Genomic DNA, 15,665 nt, shown 5'->3' on the forward strand with positions numbered 1-15,665 from the left:
GGGTTGGACGGTGGCGGTGGCGGCTTGGATGGTGGGGACGGGGGCGGTCGCGTTTCCGGTGCAGGTGCCGGATGGCGCCCAGGGCGAGGGGCCGGAGGTGACGGAGCTGCGCGCGAAACTGGCCGAGCGCGACGCCGAGTTGAAGGCGACCCTGGCGAAGCTGCACCTCTACGAGGATGAGGCCCACTACGCCGAGGCCGAGGCCCTGGGCATCACGGAGATGGTGAAGGCCTCTGGGCTCCCCGCCCGGCAGCAGCGCCGGCTGGCGGTGGCCATCGTCCGCGAGGCGGCTCGCAACGACATCGACCCGCTCCTGGTGGTGGCAGTGATCCGCTGCGAGAGTTCCTTCAACAACTACGCGGTCTCCCACGTCGGGGCCATGGGCCTGATGCAGGTGATGCCGGACACCGGCACCTGGCTGGCGGACAAGGCCGGCCTGCAACTGGGCCGCACCAGCAACCTCTTCGACTCGGAGACCAACGTGGAGCTGGGGACCGCGTACCTGGCGGACCTCATCCAGCGCTTCGGCACCGTGGAGAAGGCCCTGGTCGCCTACAACGCCGGCCCCGGGCTGGCCCGCCGCATCCTGGCCAAGAAGGAAGCGCGCACGAAGTTCCTGGCCGGCTACCCCGCCAAGGTCGTGAAGGAATTCCGCAAGCTGAAGGCCGCTCAGGAGAAGCAGCTCACTCTGCGAGAGGCCCAGAAGACGAATGGCCAGAAGAGCTGAGCGCTGAGCAACAAGCCATGCGACGGCTGCACGACAGTCGCGAGAAAGTTGCGATGTGGGGGGTAACCAAACGCGCGAACCCTGTGCACTGTGCGCCGGGCGGGAGAACCCCACGGGTCCTCCGTGGAAGGACGGAAGCGATGACGCTCCAACCAAGGCTCCGCGCCAACTTGGAGAGCACAGCAATGTCGGGGCTACAGATCCACCGTGAGGAGTCCGCAGGTTCCGTGACGCTGCGACTGGAAGGCACGCTGGACGGCAAGACGGCGGAAGAGGTCCGGACCTCTCTGAGCGCCCTGAGTGGGTGTGAGGTCGTACTGGACTTCGCCCACCTGCGGGAGTTCAAGGACAGCGCCGTGGGAGTCCTGACGCGAGGCCTGGTGGAGCGCCCCGTCCAACTGCGCGGCCTGGCCACTCACCACGAGCGGATGTTCCGGTACTTCGGTGTGGGCACAGGGACGTCGCCGCGCCCTGCCTACTACACGCCCGAGGACGTCTTCCTGGCGTAGGTACTTCGCCGCCTCGGGAGGGAGGGAGCGTCCGCGCTGCAAGCCCGGACGCGAAGCGTGTTGGCAATCGAGGGAGTCGGCTACAGTGGAGGCAGATGAACCAGCCTGCCCGCGCCCTCTCCCCGGTGCCTTCCCCCGCAAACGCGCGCTCGGCGATGGAACGCATCGCCACCCAGCTGGGCCGCGCGGTGCAGGGAAAATCCTCCCAACTCCAGCTCGTGGTGACGTCCCTGGTCGCCGGCGGCCACGTGCTGCTGGAGGACGTCCCGGGCGTGGGCAAGACGACGCTCGCCGAGGCCCTGGCCAAGGCCTGTGGCCTGAGCTTCGCCCGCGTCCAGTTCACCGCGGACCTGATGCCCGCCGACGTGCTGGGCGCCCAGGTCTTCCACGCGCAGACGGCCACCTTCCAGTTCCGTCCCGGTCCCCTCTTCCGGCAGCTGGTGCTGGCGGATGAGCTGAACCGCGCCCCGCCGCGCACCCAGTCCGCGCTGCTGGAGGCCATGGCCCAGGGCCAGGTCTCCCTGGACGGCGCCACGCACGCGCTGCCCGCGCCCTTCACGGTGGTGGCCACGCAGAACCCGGTGGACTTCTCCGGCACCTACCCGCTGCCGGACTCGCAGCTGGACCGATTCATGGTGCGCATGTCCCTGGGCCACCCGACGCCGGAAGTGGAGGCCGGGCTGCTCGTCACCCGCGACGGCACACCGCCGCTGGACGCGGTGGAGACCGTCTCCGAGCCCGAGGAGCTGGCGTCCCTGCGCTCGTTCGCCGCGGCGCTGCGGTTGGACGCGTCGGTCGCGGACTACGTGGTGCGGCTGGCCACGGCCACGCGCTCGCACGGCGACCTGGAGCGAGGCGCCTCCACCCGCGCGGTGCTCGCGCTGGGCGCGGCCGCACGGGCCCACGCGCTGTGGGACGCCCGGGACTTCGCCACGCCCGGTGACGTCCGCGCGGCGCTGGTGCCCTGCTGGGCCCACCGCATCATGCTGCGCAGCGCCGTGCAGGGCGTGTCCGCGCGCGACGAGGCGGCGCACCTTCTGGAGGAGATTGCCCGAAAGGTCCCGGCGCCCCGGTGAAGCCCCGGCTGCCGTCATGGTGGGCACGGCTTCGCTCGCGGCTCCGCCCGCCGCGCACCCTCAGGGTGACGCGCATCGGACGCACCTATCTGGTGGTGACGTTCGGCGTGGGCCTGGGTGCGCTCAACACCGGCAACAACCTCCTCTACCTGCTGCTGGGCCTGCTGCTGAGCATGGTGGTGGTGTCGGGCGTCCTGTCCGAGCGCTGCCTGCGCTATCTGTCGGTGCGGCGCGTGGGCGCGGACGCGGCCTTCGCCCAGGAGCCCTTCGCCTTCCGGTGGGCCATCTCCCGCGGCCAGGGCCACGCCTTCGCCCTCACGCTGTCGGAGGCGGACTCGCCGCTCACCGGCGCGGGCGGCGTGGGTTACCTGCCCGCGGGCGTGGACCACGTCGTGCGAGCGGACCTCACCGCGCCCCAGCGTGGGCCCGTGCTGCTCACGGGCGTTCGTGTCACCACCACCTGGCCGCTGGGGCTGTTCGCCAAGACGCGCACCTTTCCGCTGGAAAACACGCTGCTCATCTACCCGCGGCGGACCTACGCCTGCCAGGACCCGGGCGCGCCGGAGCAAGGCCCCGTGGGTGACGCGGGCAACCCCCGCCGCAATGACGGCAATGGGGACCTGAGCGGCCTGCGCGAGCTGGCGCCGGGTGAGGACGCCCGGCGCATCCACTGGATGAAGAGCGCCTCCGCCGGGAAGCTGCTGCGCGTGGAGCGCGAGCACGAGGAGCGGCGCACCTTCGTGCTTTCGGTGGCGGACGGACTCGACGCGGAGGCGCTCGAGCGCCGCTGCGAGGAAGTGGCCGCCCTGGCCCACCGGCTCATCGAGGAAGGTCACGAGGTGGGCCTGGACACGCCGGAGGACCGCATCCGGCCCGCCGCGGGCGCGGCCCAGGAGCGGCGCCTGCTGCGGGCGCTGGCGTGGCTGGGACACGAGCGCCCTCGCGGTGGCGAGGAGGCGGCATGAGGAAGGGCACGCGGCTGAGGCTGGTGCTGCGAGACCTGGGCTCCGGGTCCGCCTTCGCCTCCATGGCGGTGTCGGGCCAGCTCCCCATCTGGTCGCTGGTCCTCTACGGCGTGGCCCAGGTGGCCGCGCTGGCGGGGTGGCGCCCCTTCGCCAACCGGGTGAAGCTCACCGCGCTGCTGCTGCTGGCCGTGGCGCTGACGCTGGGCACGAACGTGCTCGCGGGCTCGCTCAACCTGGTGGTGGCGGCCTGTGCCTTCGCTGGCCTCATCTCCGCGCAGCGTCTGCTGTCCACGCCGGACGCGGCCACCGACGGCCAGGTCCACCTGTCCGGCCTGTTGATGGTGGCGGGCGGCGCGGCGCTCTCCGGCGAGCTCGTCTACGGCCTCTTCCTGATTGTCTTCGGCGTGCTGGCCAGCATCGCCCTGGCGCTGGGCGTGGTGGAGTCCGCGGTCCCCGAAGGCGAACCGGTGCCGGTGCGCGCGGTGATGGGCCCGCTGGCCACGGGCGTGGGCTTCGCCGTGGTGGGCGCGGTGGCCTTCTTCATCCTCTTCCCCCGCCTCAACTGGAACATGATTGGCCCCAGCGCCTCGCCCGGCCTGGGCGTGGCCACCGCGGGATTCTCCAACACCGTGCGCCTGGGCGGCGCGGGCACCATCAAGGGCAACCCGCGCATCGTGCTGCGCGCCACCCTGACCCCGGACCCGGAGAAGGAAACGCTCGACGCCTACTGGGTGGGCCGCACCTATGACGTCTTCGACGGCATGGAGTGGTCCAACGCGCGCGCCACCAGCAACGGCTCCGAGTTCATGACGACGCTGCGGCCGGGCCAGGAGAACCTGGTCCACCAGCACGTGGAGCTGATGCCCGCGTACGGCGCGCGCACGCTGGTGGCGCTGGAGACGCCCTCGCGGCTGGGCAACGCCGTGGCCAACACGCAGGTGGGCTCCCGGCGCACGCAAATCCACGAACTGGGCGGCGGCGAGGTGCGCTTCCGCGACTCCGGCATCTCCTATTCATATGAGGCCTACAGCCTCCCGCCCGGCGCCAGCGGCGACGACGTCCAGGACCTGCCCCCGGAGGAGCAGGACGCCCTGCTGTCGCTGCCGGAGGGGCTGGACGTCCGCGTCGGCCAGACAGCCGCGCGGGTGCTGAATGGCGAACGCGACCCGCTGGCCGCCGCGCGGAAGCTGTCCGCGTGGCTGCAACGCGAATACAGCTACACGCTGGAGTTGAGCGGCGACGTGCCGGACCCGGTCGCCGACTTCCTCTTCCAGCGCAAGCAGGGACACTGCGAGCACTTCGCCACCGCGCTCACGTTGATGCTGCGCACCCAGGGCATGCGGGCGCGGCTGGCCACCGGCTTCTTCGGCGGCGAGCGCGTGACGGGTGGCTACGTGGTCCGCGCGGGTGATGCGCATGCCTGGACGCACGTGCTGGTGCCAGGGCGCGGCTTCATCACCGTGGACGCGACGCCGCCGGCCCACCGCGCGAGCCAGTCCCCTCGCCTGCTGGAGCAGCTCATCAACTTCTATGAAATCGTGGAGTCGCAGTGGCGTGACGTCGTCCTGGACTACAACTTCCGCGATCAACTGACGGTCGTCCGCTCGCTCACTCGCTCGCACGAGGTCCCGAAGAAGGACGAGCCGGCCAGCCGCGCGCCGCCCCCCCGGGCCTTTGGTGCCGCGCTGCTCGCGGCCGCCGCGGCCTATACCGCCTGGCGGTTGCTGACGCAGTTCCTGTCGCGTGAGCGGCCCTTGGAGGCCACGCGCTTCGTGGACGCGGTGGAGGCGCAGCTCGCCTCCGCGCGAATCACACGCGTCGACGGTGAAACATTGGAAGCACTGGACGCTCGGCTCGCCCGGGAGCGGCACCCGCTGTCCCCCGCCCTGACGCCCGTCACCCGGCGCTACCTGGAAGCCCGCTTTGGCGGTCGCCCGCTCCAGCAGGGAGAGGCGACGCGGCTGCTGACGGACTTGAGACGCGCTGTTCTCACGGAGTCCCAGCACGTCGCCAGCGAGGGTACTCGCCCGCCCCAAGCGCGCGCTTCCTGACACCCGGACCTCGGTCCTCGCGCCTGGCCGCCAGGCCGCCCACCGCGCGTGCCGGCGGCCCGGGTGTGTCAGCGGCCTGAGGCGTCGTTACGCCTTTTCCCGCGGGCGGCCACGTCGTGTGACGGGCATCGCTCCAATGGCCGCGCCCTCACAGGGAGCACGGCCCTGCGCAGCCCCCGGGAGGCTTGAATGCGAACAGTTCTGAAGCTCCTACAGCTAGCGCATCCGGCGATTCATGCCGGTGCGACGTAACGGTTACAGGATTGCGGCGCTGTATGCGCCGCTGGAGCACGCCAACCCCTCGCAGACATTGGGAATGGCCCTTCGGGGCAGGTTGGCATTTCTGTTGCTCAAGTTCCCTTCGTCACGTCGTCAGACGAAATCCATCCATCCCGGCCTCCCGTGAGGCCCACCGGCGGAGAAATCATTCATGCAGGCATCCACCGAGCAGTCGTCCAACTCCGGCTCCCTGGCGATGTACCTCTCGGAGATCAACCACTACTCCCTCCTCAAGGTGGAGGAGGAGCAGGAGCTCGCGCGCCGCTTCCTCAAGGGCGACCTGGCGGCCGGGCACCGGATGGTGACCGCCAACCTGCGCTTCGTGGTGAAGGTCGCCTATGAGTACCGCTCATACGGCATCAAGATGTCGGACCTCATCCAGGAGGGGAACATCGGCCTGATGAAGGCCGTGCAGAAGTTCGATCCGGACAAGGGCATCCGCCTCATCTCCTACGCGGTGTGGTGGATTCGCGCGTACATCCAGAACTACATCCTCAAGAGCTGGTCGCTCGTGAAGCTGGGGACCACCCAGGCGCAGCGGAAGCTGTTCTTCAGTCTGGCCCGCACGCGCCGCGAGCTGGAGAAGTTTGGCAGCGGTGACGCCGCGGTGAACGTGGATGACATCGCCCGCCGGCTCCACGTGAAGCCGGGCGAGGTGCGGGAGATGGAGCAGCGCATGGGGGGCCGGGACCTGTCGCTGGACGCGCCCATGGGCGAGGACGGCGGCAACAGCCACGTGGACTTCGTGGTGAGCGCCGCGGCCCCGCAGGACGACGAGTTCGCGGACAAGGAGGAGGCGGGCCTCATCAACGCCCGCGTCCGTACCGCGCTGATGCGCCTGGATCCGCGTGAGCGCTTCATCATCGAGCAACGCGTCATGAACGAGCGCCCCATGACGCTCAAGGAACTGGGTGAGCACTTCGGCTTCTCGCGCGAGCGCGCCCGCCAGTTGGAGATTCGCGCCAAGGACAAGCTCAAGTCGGAGCTGGCCGCGCTCATGGCCGAGGTGGACCCCGAGGCCGTCGCCGCCCAGCAGTGAGCCGGGACTGACCCGGCCCGGCGACCCGGCATTCCGGGGCAAGCCCGCATCAAGGCGCCTCCGCCCTACTGGCAGGGGCGCTTGTCATTTGAGGGCGTTGTTTCACCGCCAGCCGGGGGCCTGCTAGAAAGGGCCGGTTTCCCTTTGAAGGAGCCCCCCGCTTGGCCCACGGTTCGCCGCCGATCTCCGAGGATCGCGTCCCGGTCGCGCAGACACTCGCGACAGTCGCCCATACCCCGTACGTCCCCCCCGACAAGTCTCCGGCGGAGATGACGATGCGAGCCCTGGTGCTCGGCTCGGTGTTGGGCATCGTGTTCGCCGCCTCGTCCGTGTACCTGGCCATCAAGGTGGGCCTCACGGTCTCCGCGTCCATTCCCGTCGCGGTGCTCTCCATCGCCATCTTCCGGGCCCTGGGCAACTCCAGCATCCTGGAGAACACCATCGTCCAGACGACGGGCTCGGCCGGTGAGTCGCTCGCCTTCGGTGTGGCCGCCGCGCTCCCCGCCCTGCTGCTCCTGGGCTACGACATCAGCCTCACCCACGCCTTCCTCACGGCGGCGCTGGGCGGCGTACTCGGCGTGCTGATGATGATTCCGCTGCGCCAGGGCCTCATCGTCCAGGAGCACGGCAGGCTGCCCTACCCGGAGGGCACCGCCAGCGCGGACGTGCTCATCGTCGGCGAGCAGGGCGGCACCAACGCCCGCACCGTCATCACCGGCTTCATCGTGGGCGGTGTCTACAAGCTCGCCTACTCCGGCATGAAGCTGTTCCGCGAGGTCCTGAGCACGCCGCTGCAGGGGCTCAAGAGCGCGACCGTCTCCACCGAGGTGAGCCCGGAGCTGCTGGGCGTGGGCTACATCATCGGCCCCCGCGTGGCGGCCATCACCTTCGCCGGTGGTGTGCTGAGCTACCTCATCCTCATCCCGGCCATCTCGTTCTTCGGCAGCGGGCTGGAGACGCCGCTGCTGATGCACAACGGCCAGCTCATCCGGGACATGTCGCCGGACCAGATTCGCAATGCGTACGTGCTCTACATCGGCGCGGGCGCCGTGGCGACGGGCGGTCTCATCAGCCTCATCCGCTCGCTGCCCACCATCGTCGGGGCCTTCAAGCGCAGCCTGGAGACGCTGAAGGCGTCGCGGGGCCAGGGCGCCATGCCGCAGCTGCTGCGCACGGAGCAGGACCTGCCCATCACCGTGGTGCTGGGAGGCAGCGCGCTGCTGGTGCTGGCCATCTGGCTGGCGCCGCCGCTGGAGGTGAACCTCATCTCCGCCATCCTCATCGTCATCTTCGGCTTCTTCTTCGTCACGGTGAGCGCGCGCATCACCGGTGAGATTGGCAGTTCGTCCAACCCCATCTCCGGCATGGTGGTGGCCACGCTGCTCATCACCTGCCTCGTGTACCTGCTCATGGGCTGGACGTCGTCCGAGGACCGCTTCATGGCCCTCACCACGGCGGCCATCGTCGGCATCGCCGCGTCCAACGGCGGCACCACCGCGCAGGACCTCAAGACGGCCTTCCTGGTGGGCGGTACGCCCCGGCGCCAGCAGTTGGCGCTGTTCGTCGGTGTGCTCACCAGCGCGATGTTCATCGGCCTGGTGCTGGTGACGCTCAACCGCGGCGCCACCGTCACCATCCCCGAGCCCCACCCGGGCGTGAAGGTGACGGAGTTCTCCAACGAGACGCGCGTCCAGCACACCTTCTCCTGGGCCGTCTCCGCCGACGCGCTGGCGGCCCGCGGCCTGGACGAGGCGGCGCTGCGCAAGGCCGTCTGGGCGCAGGGCTACGAGCTGAACACGCAGAGCGGCGCGATGGAGCTGCGCAGCTGGCGCGACGTGTCCTCGCAGGACCTGGGCGCGGTGACGCTCAACGTCTCCAGCGGCGCCCCCATCAAGGTGGCGGACCTGGGCGCCGTCACGGACGGCCCGAAGCGCACCTACAAGGAAGGCTACGTGCGCGGCGCGGACACGCCGGTGCCCGCGGGCAAGTACCTGCTCGATGAGTCCGACACCATCCAGTACGTGGTGGACCCGGGCATCGGCGGCCGCATCAGCGTCTATGAAGGCCAGCAACTGACGCGCTACGCGGCGCCCAAGGCGCAGCTGTTCTCTCTCATCATCGACGGCATCCTCACCCAGAAGCTGCCGTGGGACCTGGTGCTCCTGGGCGTGTTCATCGCGCTGATGCTGGAGCTGTGCGGCGTGTCCTCCCTGCCCTTCGCGGTGGGCGTGTACCTGCCCATCAGCAGCAGCGCGCCGCTCTTCGTGGGCGGCATGGTGCGCTACTTCGTGGACCGCATCCGCGGCGGCGAGTCCGACTTCTCGCCGGGCACGCTGCTCTCCTCCGGTTTCATCGCCGGTGGCTCCATCGCGGGCGTGCTCATCGCCTTCCTGGAAATCGCCACCGACGGAGCAGGCACCCGCGCGCTGAACCTGCCTGCCCTGCTGGGCAACCAGGGCGGCCTGGGCGGCTTCCTCAACATGGTGGGCGAGAGCGAGCACGCCCACCCGCTGTGGTCCAACCTCTGGGGCCTGCTCTTCTTCGCCGGCCTGACGCTGTTCCTGCTGCGCTCCGCCCTCAAGGGCCAGAGCGCCGCCATGTCACCGCCGCCGCAGAAGGAGGCGTAGGCCACGTGCCCGGGCCTCCTCCTGGGGGCCGGGTGAAACACCGCTGAGACACCCGGGGCGGCGAGGAGCAATCCTCGCCGCCTCGCTCATTTCCAGAGCGGGTGCGGCGTGCCTCCTGAAACCCCGTCCAGGAGGCGGCGAGCACCCACCCGGGCCGTCTCGCTCAGAGCGGCGAGTGGGAGGACGGCACGGGCTCGGGCCGCACGGAGCCAGCGGCCGCCGCGGCCTCCGCGCACACGTACTCCGTGCGCAACGGCGCGACGATGCCGAAGGTCGCCGCGTAGACGACGGGGCTCCACCACGGCCAATACACATCCACGCGGGAGAAGCCGTGCTGGCACTCCGGCGCCACCACGTTCGAGGTCGTCAGTCCGGCGACCAGGCTCACTCCGGTCTGCTCGTCGGGCGCTCCTCCGCGCGGCGCTCCGGAACGGAGGCTCATCCGGAAACACCCCGTCAACGAAACCAGCAGCAGCGAGCACGTCAGCCACCGCGCCATGGACGTCGCCCCGTTCCGGCGGATGACGCATTTGGCAACACAACCAGGAATCCCCGTCATTCTCATGCCCCGTCACGCGGACGTCACCCAAGCCATGAGACTTCCACGGACCGTCTCCTGGGTGGCCGTCCAAAATCGGGTTAGGCTCGGGTGACAGCATGGCCCACCCCCCTAAAGCCATCCAGGAATCCAACGCGGAGCCCCAGCTTTCGCCTGAGGCACGTGAGAAGGTTGAGTTGGCGAAGACGTTCGCCTTCCACCTGCTCAAGGGCATCAAGCAGATCGGGATGTATCGCCACAACGAGTCGCGCTTCCCGGAGTTCCTCGGGAAGGCGCTCGAGTCGATTGCCACCTACACCGACAAGTTCGGTCCCCTGTCGATGAAGGTGGAGCAACAGAACTTCCTGCTCCTCGGCGAGTCGCTGTTCTCCGAGGACACCCCGCTGCCCTACAAGTTCTTCCGCGACGGCATCCGGCAGCTCATCTTCCGCCCGGGTCTCACGGTGGAGGAGATGACCACCTTCACGCTCATCGCCCTGTCCGAGCCGGAGCGCGGCGCGGAGGACGTGCTGGCGCAGCTGTGGCGCGCGAGCATGGAGCACGTGGAGTACGTGGTGGTGGAAGGCTTCTCCATGGAGAACGCCAGCGAGGAGGAAGTGCAGGTCGAGGTGGACAAGGTGGTGGGCTACCTCTACTCGCGCCTGCAGACGAATTCGGATGACTACCTGCGCTTCGCGCGCGTGTCCGCGGAGGACCTGGACGCCAAGCTGGACGGCGTGGAGCAGATTCGCGGACTCGTGGTGGGTGGACGGCATGCCTCAGACGAGCTGAAGGCGAAGCTGCAGCGCGAAGTCTCCGAGGAGGAGAACGCCCGGCTGTTCCCCAAGCTGGTGAGCGCCGTGTTCCAGGTGGTGGAAGGCGGCGTGGATGACGCGTCCCTGCTCGAGGAAATCTTCGTGCAGTTGCTGGACATGCTCCTCCTCCAGGACGACTTCGGCACCATCAACCAGATCGTCCTCAAGCTGCGCGCGCTGTCCCAGCGCGAAGGCAGCGAGGACCTGGCGAAGATGTTGGAGAACTTCCTCCACAAGATGGGCGAGGAGCAGCGACTGATGCGGTTGGGCGAGTCGCTCAAGTCGACGCGGCCGAAGAACCCCGCGGACGTGTCGCGCTACCTCCAGGTGTTGGGCCGGGACTCCATCATCCCCCTGCTGTCGGTGCTGGAGAGCATCGAGGTCGCCGACAACCGCACCCTGCTCTGTGACGCCCTCGCGGGTTTCGCGCGCGAGCTGCCCGACCCCTTCGTCGCGCGGCTGATGTCAGAGCGGCCGCAGACAGTACGCGACATGGTCTACATCCTGGAGAAGAGCAACCACCCGGACCGGGTGAAGATGTTCGGCCAGGTGCTCAAGAGCCCCAACCTGGTGGTGAAGTTGGAGGTGCTCAACATCATCGGCCGCGGCCGCACGGGCGAGGCCCGGCGCATCATCGCGGACGCACTCACGGACTCCATCTCCCAGGTGCGCATGCTGGCGGCGAAGCTGCTGCCGGAGTTCGACCGCGACAAGGGCTACGCGGACCTGATGCGCCTGGTGCGGGAGTCCGGCTTCGACAAGAAGACGCCCGACGAGCGCGCCGCGGTGTACGCGGCCATCGGCTCCACGGGCACCCCGGGCGCCCTGTCGATGATGCAGCAGATGCTCGCGACGAAGCCCTCGCTGCTCAACAAGAAGCGCGTGCTGGAGGACAAGCTGCTGGCCATCCACGGCCTGGGCGGCGCGTGCTCCATCCAGGGCTACAAGCTGTTGCAGGCGGTGGTGGAGGACAAGAACCAGCCGTTGGAGGTCCTCACCTCGGCTCGCAAGGCGATGTACCAGACGAAGAAGGCGCTCTTCGGAGACTCGGCGCTGTCGGAGGAGGCATAGGCGTATGGCCGACAACCTGAAAATCACCCAGGCGCAGGACGAGAACACCAACGAGTTCGGCCGCGAGCACAACGAGAAGCTCCAGGGCCTGGCGCGCTCGCTGGTGGCCGGCCTGTACATGCTGGTGCGCTCGGTGAAGATGTATGACCCGGAGAACGCGGTCTTCCAGAAGCCGCTGCACCAGCTCCAGGACATCATCAATCAAATCATCAGCAAGGAAGGCCGCCTGGAGCTCACGGGCGTCAAGGAGTCGTTCTACCTGAACGGCATGCTGGTGAAGGTGGACCTCAACTCCATCGAGAACCAGCGATACCTGCTGACGGAGCTGCGCTCGAAGGACGTGGGTGGCTTCACGCTCACCAAGCCCGTCACCGTTCCGGAGCTGAAGAACTTCATCTGGATCTTCAGCAAGGAGCAGACGACCGCGTCCGAAGAGGACGGCCTGTCCAACCGCAAGCTGCTCAACATGCGGGTGGCCAAGTTCTCCAAGCTGAAGGAGAAGCTGAACAAGGACCTGGACAACCCGGGCGACCAGAAGGTGGACCGCAAGAAGTACGCGATGACCATCTACGCGCGCGCCGTGTTCTTCCTCACGAAGTACCTGGAGTCGGTGCGCGCCGGGAAGCCCATCAACGCCTCCAAGGCGCTGCGCCTGGTGCAGGACTTCGTCGACATCTCCTACGAGCAGCGGACGCACTTCCTGGGCATGACGACCATGCGGCGCGAGGACGACTACCTCGTGTACCACCAGGTCAACGTGTGCCTCATGAGCGTCGTCTTCGGCGCGGAGCTGGGGCTGACGAAGCCGCAACTGCGCGACCTGGGCTACATCGCCCTCTTCCACGACGCCGGCATGGCCACGCTGTCGGAGGAGCTGTCGACGAAGCGAGGCGCGCTGACGCCCGAGGAGAAGCAGACGGTGCAGCGCGCGCCGCTCATCTCCGTGCGCAACATCCTGATGGAGAAGGGCTTCAGCCGCTCCACGCTGCTGCGCGTGGTGACGACGTTCGAGCACAAGACGGACTTCGGTACCGCCGTGCGCGACTCCCGCGGCAACATCCAGATGATCATCCCGAAGACGAACCTCGGGGTGTACGCGAAGATCATCGCCATCTGCGACGCGTACGACGCCCTCACCTCCAAGCGCCCGTACCGGGATGCCTACGGCCCGGAGGTGGCGCTGATGCTGATGTGGTCGGAGATGCGGAACAAGTTCGACCCGGAGCTGCTGTCCGTCTTCATGCGGGTGATGGCCATCCAGCCCGTGAAGGTGCTGTCCAAGCGCCAGCAGTCGCTCAGCGTGTCCGGCCTGTAGTCCGCTTCGAGCCGCCCGCCGCCTTCCGAGGCGCGGGCTGCTTTCGGGTGGCGACCGGGGCCTCTGGCGGCGCGGGGACGGTGGCCCGGAGCAGCGTCAGGGCCGCCTCCAGGTCCGCGGGAATGGGCGCCTCCAGCTTCAGCACCTTGCCCGTGCGCGGGTGCGCGAAGGACAGGCGCCACGCGTGGAGCGCTTGGCGCCCCAGCCGCTCCTGGGCCTCCGCCGCGGCGCCCTTCGCCTTGCGTCCGGCGCCATAGAGCGCGTCGCAGAGCAGGGGGTGGCCGGCTTCGGAGAGGTGCACGCGAATCTGATGCGTGCGGCCGGTGAGCAGGTCCACCTCCACCAGCGCGGCGCCATCAAAGGTCTCGAGGACGCGGTACTCGGTGATGGCGTTCTTGCCCTCCTTCACCTTGCCCGTGAAGCGCTGGCGGTGGATGGGGTGACGGCCGTAGAGCGTCTCGATGCGCCCTTCCGCCGGCGGGACGCCGTGGACCAGCGCCAGGTACGTCTTCTCCACCGCGCGAGTCTTGAAGGCCTTCTGGAGCGCCACCAGCGCCTGCTCGTTCTTCGCCACGACGAGACAGCCGGTGGTGTCCTTGTCGAGCCGGTGGACGATGCCGGGCCGCAGCTCGCCGCCAACACCGGCCAGGTCCTTCACCCGGTGCAGCAGCGCGTTGACCAGGGTGCCGGAAGCGTGGCCCGCGCCGGGGTGGACGACCATGCCCGCCGCCTTGTCGACGACGACCAGGTCGCGGTCCTCGTGCAGCAGCGCGAGCGGGAGCTCCTCCGCTAACGGGACGGCGGGAACGGGCGCCGGAATGTGGAGGACGAGCAGCTCACCGCCGCGCAGACGCCGGGCCGGTTTGGCCGGCTGGCCGTCCGCGAGCACATGCCCGGCCTCGATGAGGCCATGGATGCGAGAGCGCGTGAGGTCCGGGAACGCGCGCGCGAGGTATTGGTCGACGCGCTCGCCGCGAGCTTCGGGCGGAGCGCGGTGCTCTCGCGTGTCAGGCGCTACCACGGGGAGGGGGTTACCAGATCTTCGACTTCACATGCGCCTTCGAGCGCAGGACGATGTCGTTGATCGCCCGCTCGAAGAAGTTCATCTTCGTGAAGATCTCCTGGCTGACGCGGCTCTTGTAGAGCTCGCGGCCCTCTTCCAGTTCCTCCTTGAGGACCTCGAAGAGGTTGTCCTGTTCGATTCCCTTGATGATCTTCTGCTCGTTGTAGAGCGAGATATCCGAGGCAATCGCACGGGCGAGCCGCATCGCCTTGACCTTTTCCTCGTCCGTCATCGTGCTACCTACTTAGGCAGCGGCTGGAGGCGAGTCAACTTTCCTCGCAACGCCGGTGACATCCGAGCACTTCCGGGCGCCTCCCCTACTTCCGGCCTGACTTCTCAGAAGACAGGGCCAGGTAGCTCTTGGAGACGCGGAGTGGATCCAACCCCAGCTCGCGGGCGAGGCTCATCAGGATACCTCGCAGGTAGACCGAGGGCGGGAGCAGGTTGTAGCGGTCCGCCTCGACGTTCTCCAGGTGCATGCGCGTGATGCGGGTGCGGTCGGCCACCTGCTGGAGGGTCACCCCCCGGGCCTCTCGGACCTGCCGGAGCAGCTCGCCGTTGAACTCTGCGTCGGACGGGATGTCCGGGACGCGAGGCCGGGGCTCACGGGCCCGCGACGCGGCCTGGGACGCCTGCGCCAGCGCCGCCTCCGCCGTGGCGATGGCGGAGTCCTGGGCGATCTGCTGCGCGTCTCCCAGGGGCCGCCCGGGACGCGCGCCAGCCCGGCCCGGCTCGGACGGAGCCTCCGAGGTGGGCGACGGACGGGCAGGGACGATGGCGGTCGACTCGGCCTCGGGCGCCTGGGGGGCCGGCGGTACCGGGCTCGCACTCGCTGGAACCGGCAGGTGGGGCGCAGTGCTGGTTTCCGATGCCGGGGCGCCAGTCACGGCGGTGGCAGGCGCCGAAGGGGGCAGAGCCGCCACGGCGCTGACCGGAGCGCCTTGCGTGGGGACCGGCGCGGCGGCTGGGCTGCTGGCCTGAGTGGCCGAGGCAGCCACCGCGGCACTGCCTTCCGCCACCGGGGAGCTGACGGGGGCGGCCGAGGCGGGCGTCGGCACGGCAGCCGTCGCAGGCGCCGGCGCATCGCTGACCGAAGCCAGCGCGCTGACAGCGCCTGCCGGACCAGGCGTCGGCGCGGCGGCCGAGGCAGGCACCGAGGCGTCGCTGCCCGAAGAAGGGACGCTGACCTGGGGAGCCGTCGCTGGAGCCGGCGCGCTGCCCGTTACCGCAGGGCCTCCTGGGGAAACCGAAGCAGTTGCACTGGCCGCCACGACGCCAGGCACTACCGCAGCGGCCTCATGCGCCGCGGACGGCTCACTCACCGGAGCCGCAGCCACCGCACCGGGGGCCTCGCGCTGCGACTCAGCGCTCGCGGCCCCCGTGCCACTACCCGAAACCTGAGGCTGAATCGACGCGACGGGAACATCCACCGCGCTCCCCAGCCGCTGCGTGTCCTGCAACGAGCTGGACACGTATGCGAACGAGAACCCACGGAAAAACGACGCCCGGAAGTCCGCCTGTCCCGAGGACGCCGGCATCGCCTCCACCCGAGGCTCCGTCGCCTGGGCCCCGGCCTCCCCTTCCCCATCC

At 69.1% G+C, this 15,665-nt stretch carries 13 protein-coding genes; 9 read left to right on the plus strand and 4 right to left on the minus strand.

Going from position 1 to position 15,665, the window contains the following annotated elements; translation table 11 throughout:
• From FMQ63_RS34940 to FMQ63_RS34970, 7 genes are all read left to right on the plus strand, one after another.
• Window positions 1-727, plus strand: a 727-nt coding sequence (locus tag FMQ63_RS34940) for a lytic transglycosylase domain-containing protein (RefSeq protein ID WP_228556547.1), incomplete at its 5' end; no start/stop codon positions are given.
• A gap of 185 nt (window positions 728-912) precedes the next feature.
• Window positions 913-1,236: an STAS domain-containing protein gene (locus FMQ63_RS34945; protein ID WP_020478756.1), complete on the plus strand. Its 324-nt coding sequence runs from the start codon at window positions 913-915 to the stop codon at window positions 1,234-1,236.
• A gap of 95 nt (window positions 1,237-1,331) precedes the next feature.
• Entirely contained in the window at window positions 1,332-2,312 is a 981-nt protein-coding gene (locus tag FMQ63_RS34950; RefSeq protein WP_011553394.1) for a MoxR family ATPase, read from the plus strand.
• Window positions 2,309-3,277, plus strand: a complete 969-nt coding sequence (locus FMQ63_RS34955; RefSeq protein WP_011553393.1) for a DUF58 domain-containing protein — start codon at window positions 2,309-2,311, stop codon at window positions 3,275-3,277. The genes FMQ63_RS34950 and FMQ63_RS34955 overlap by 4 nt, the downstream gene beginning before the upstream one ends.
• Window positions 3,274-5,328, plus strand: a complete 2,055-nt coding sequence (locus FMQ63_RS34960; protein WP_171452277.1) for a DUF3488 and transglutaminase-like domain-containing protein — start codon at window positions 3,274-3,276, stop codon at window positions 5,326-5,328. Before FMQ63_RS34955 ends, FMQ63_RS34960 begins: the two co-directional genes overlap by 4 nt.
• 430 nt (window positions 5,329-5,758) lie before the next feature.
• Entirely contained in the window at window positions 5,759-6,646 is an 888-nt protein-coding gene (locus tag FMQ63_RS34965; RefSeq protein WP_020478755.1) for an RNA polymerase factor sigma-32, read from the plus strand.
• A gap of 161 nt (window positions 6,647-6,807) precedes the next feature.
• Window positions 6,808-9,273 (plus strand): OPT family oligopeptide transporter, encoded by a 2,466-nt coding sequence (locus tag FMQ63_RS34970; RefSeq protein ID WP_011553389.1) that lies wholly within the window; start codon window positions 6,808-6,810, stop codon window positions 9,271-9,273.
• Between the two features lie 163 nt (window positions 9,274-9,436).
• Here the strand turns inward: FMQ63_RS34970 and FMQ63_RS34975 are convergent, their stop codons facing one another.
• Complete coding sequence (locus tag FMQ63_RS34975) at window positions 9,437-9,772, minus strand: hypothetical protein (RefSeq protein ID WP_020478753.1); 336 nt, start codon at window positions 9,770-9,772, stop codon at window positions 9,437-9,439.
• A 158-nt stretch (window positions 9,773-9,930) separates the two neighbouring features.
• Between FMQ63_RS34975 and FMQ63_RS34980 the strand changes: the two genes are divergently transcribed.
• Window positions 9,931-11,697, plus strand: a complete 1,767-nt coding sequence (locus FMQ63_RS34980) for a HEAT repeat domain-containing protein (RefSeq protein WP_011553387.1) — start codon at window positions 9,931-9,933, stop codon at window positions 11,695-11,697.
• Window positions 11,698-11,701: 4 nt separating this feature from the next.
• Complete coding sequence (locus FMQ63_RS34985; RefSeq protein ID WP_011553386.1) at window positions 11,702-13,012, plus strand: HD-GYP domain-containing protein; 1,311 nt, start codon at window positions 11,702-11,704, stop codon at window positions 13,010-13,012.
• Here FMQ63_RS34985 and FMQ63_RS34990 read toward each other — a convergent pair.
• From FMQ63_RS34990 to FMQ63_RS38270, 3 genes are all read right to left on the minus strand, one after another.
• Window positions 12,993-14,033: an RluA family pseudouridine synthase gene (locus FMQ63_RS34990; RefSeq protein WP_011553385.1), complete on the minus strand. Its 1,041-nt coding sequence runs from the start codon at window positions 14,031-14,033 to the stop codon at window positions 12,993-12,995. The two genes, FMQ63_RS34985 and FMQ63_RS34990, sit on opposite strands and share 20 nt — an antisense overlap.
• A 10-nt stretch (window positions 14,034-14,043) precedes the next feature.
• A complete protein-coding gene (locus FMQ63_RS34995; RefSeq protein ID WP_011553384.1) occupies window positions 14,044-14,307 on the minus strand; it encodes a hypothetical protein in 264 nt (87 codons plus the stop codon).
• A gap of 85 nt (window positions 14,308-14,392) precedes the next feature.
• Window positions 14,393-14,962 carry a RodZ family helix-turn-helix domain-containing protein gene (locus FMQ63_RS38270; protein ID WP_228556548.1) on the minus strand — a complete coding sequence of 190 codons (570 nt, stop codon included), beginning with the start codon at window positions 14,960-14,962 and terminating at the stop codon, window positions 14,393-14,395.
• Window positions 14,963-15,665: the final 703 nt, after the last annotated feature.

It is taken from the genome of Myxococcus sp. CA005, from assembly GCF_006518205.1.
GTDB lineage: Bacteria > Myxococcota > Myxococcia > Myxococcales > Myxococcaceae > Myxococcus > Myxococcus xanthus.

Coding starts and splice junctions, on each gene's coding strand:
- FMQ63_RS34975 (WP_020478753.1), bottom strand. CDS start 9,772: ATGGCGCGGTGGCTGACGTGCTCGCTGCTGCTGGTTTCGTTGACGGGG.
- FMQ63_RS34960 (WP_171452277.1), top strand. CDS start 3,274: ATGAGGAAGGGCACGCGGCTGAGGCTGGTGCTGCGAGACCTGGGCTCC.
- FMQ63_RS34985 (WP_011553386.1), top strand. CDS start 11,702: ATGGCCGACAACCTGAAAATCACCCAGGCGCAGGACGAGAACACCAAC.
- FMQ63_RS34945 (WP_020478756.1), top strand. CDS start 913: ATGTCGGGGCTACAGATCCACCGTGAGGAGTCCGCAGGTTCCGTGACG.
- FMQ63_RS34995 (WP_011553384.1), bottom strand. CDS start 14,307: ATGACGGACGAGGAAAAGGTCAAGGCGATGCGGCTCGCCCGTGCGATT.
- FMQ63_RS34965 (WP_020478755.1), top strand. CDS start 5,759: ATGCAGGCATCCACCGAGCAGTCGTCCAACTCCGGCTCCCTGGCGATG.
- FMQ63_RS34980 (WP_011553387.1), top strand. CDS start 9,931: ATGGCCCACCCCCCTAAAGCCATCCAGGAATCCAACGCGGAGCCCCAG.
- FMQ63_RS34950 (WP_011553394.1), top strand. CDS start 1,332: ATGAACCAGCCTGCCCGCGCCCTCTCCCCGGTGCCTTCCCCCGCAAAC.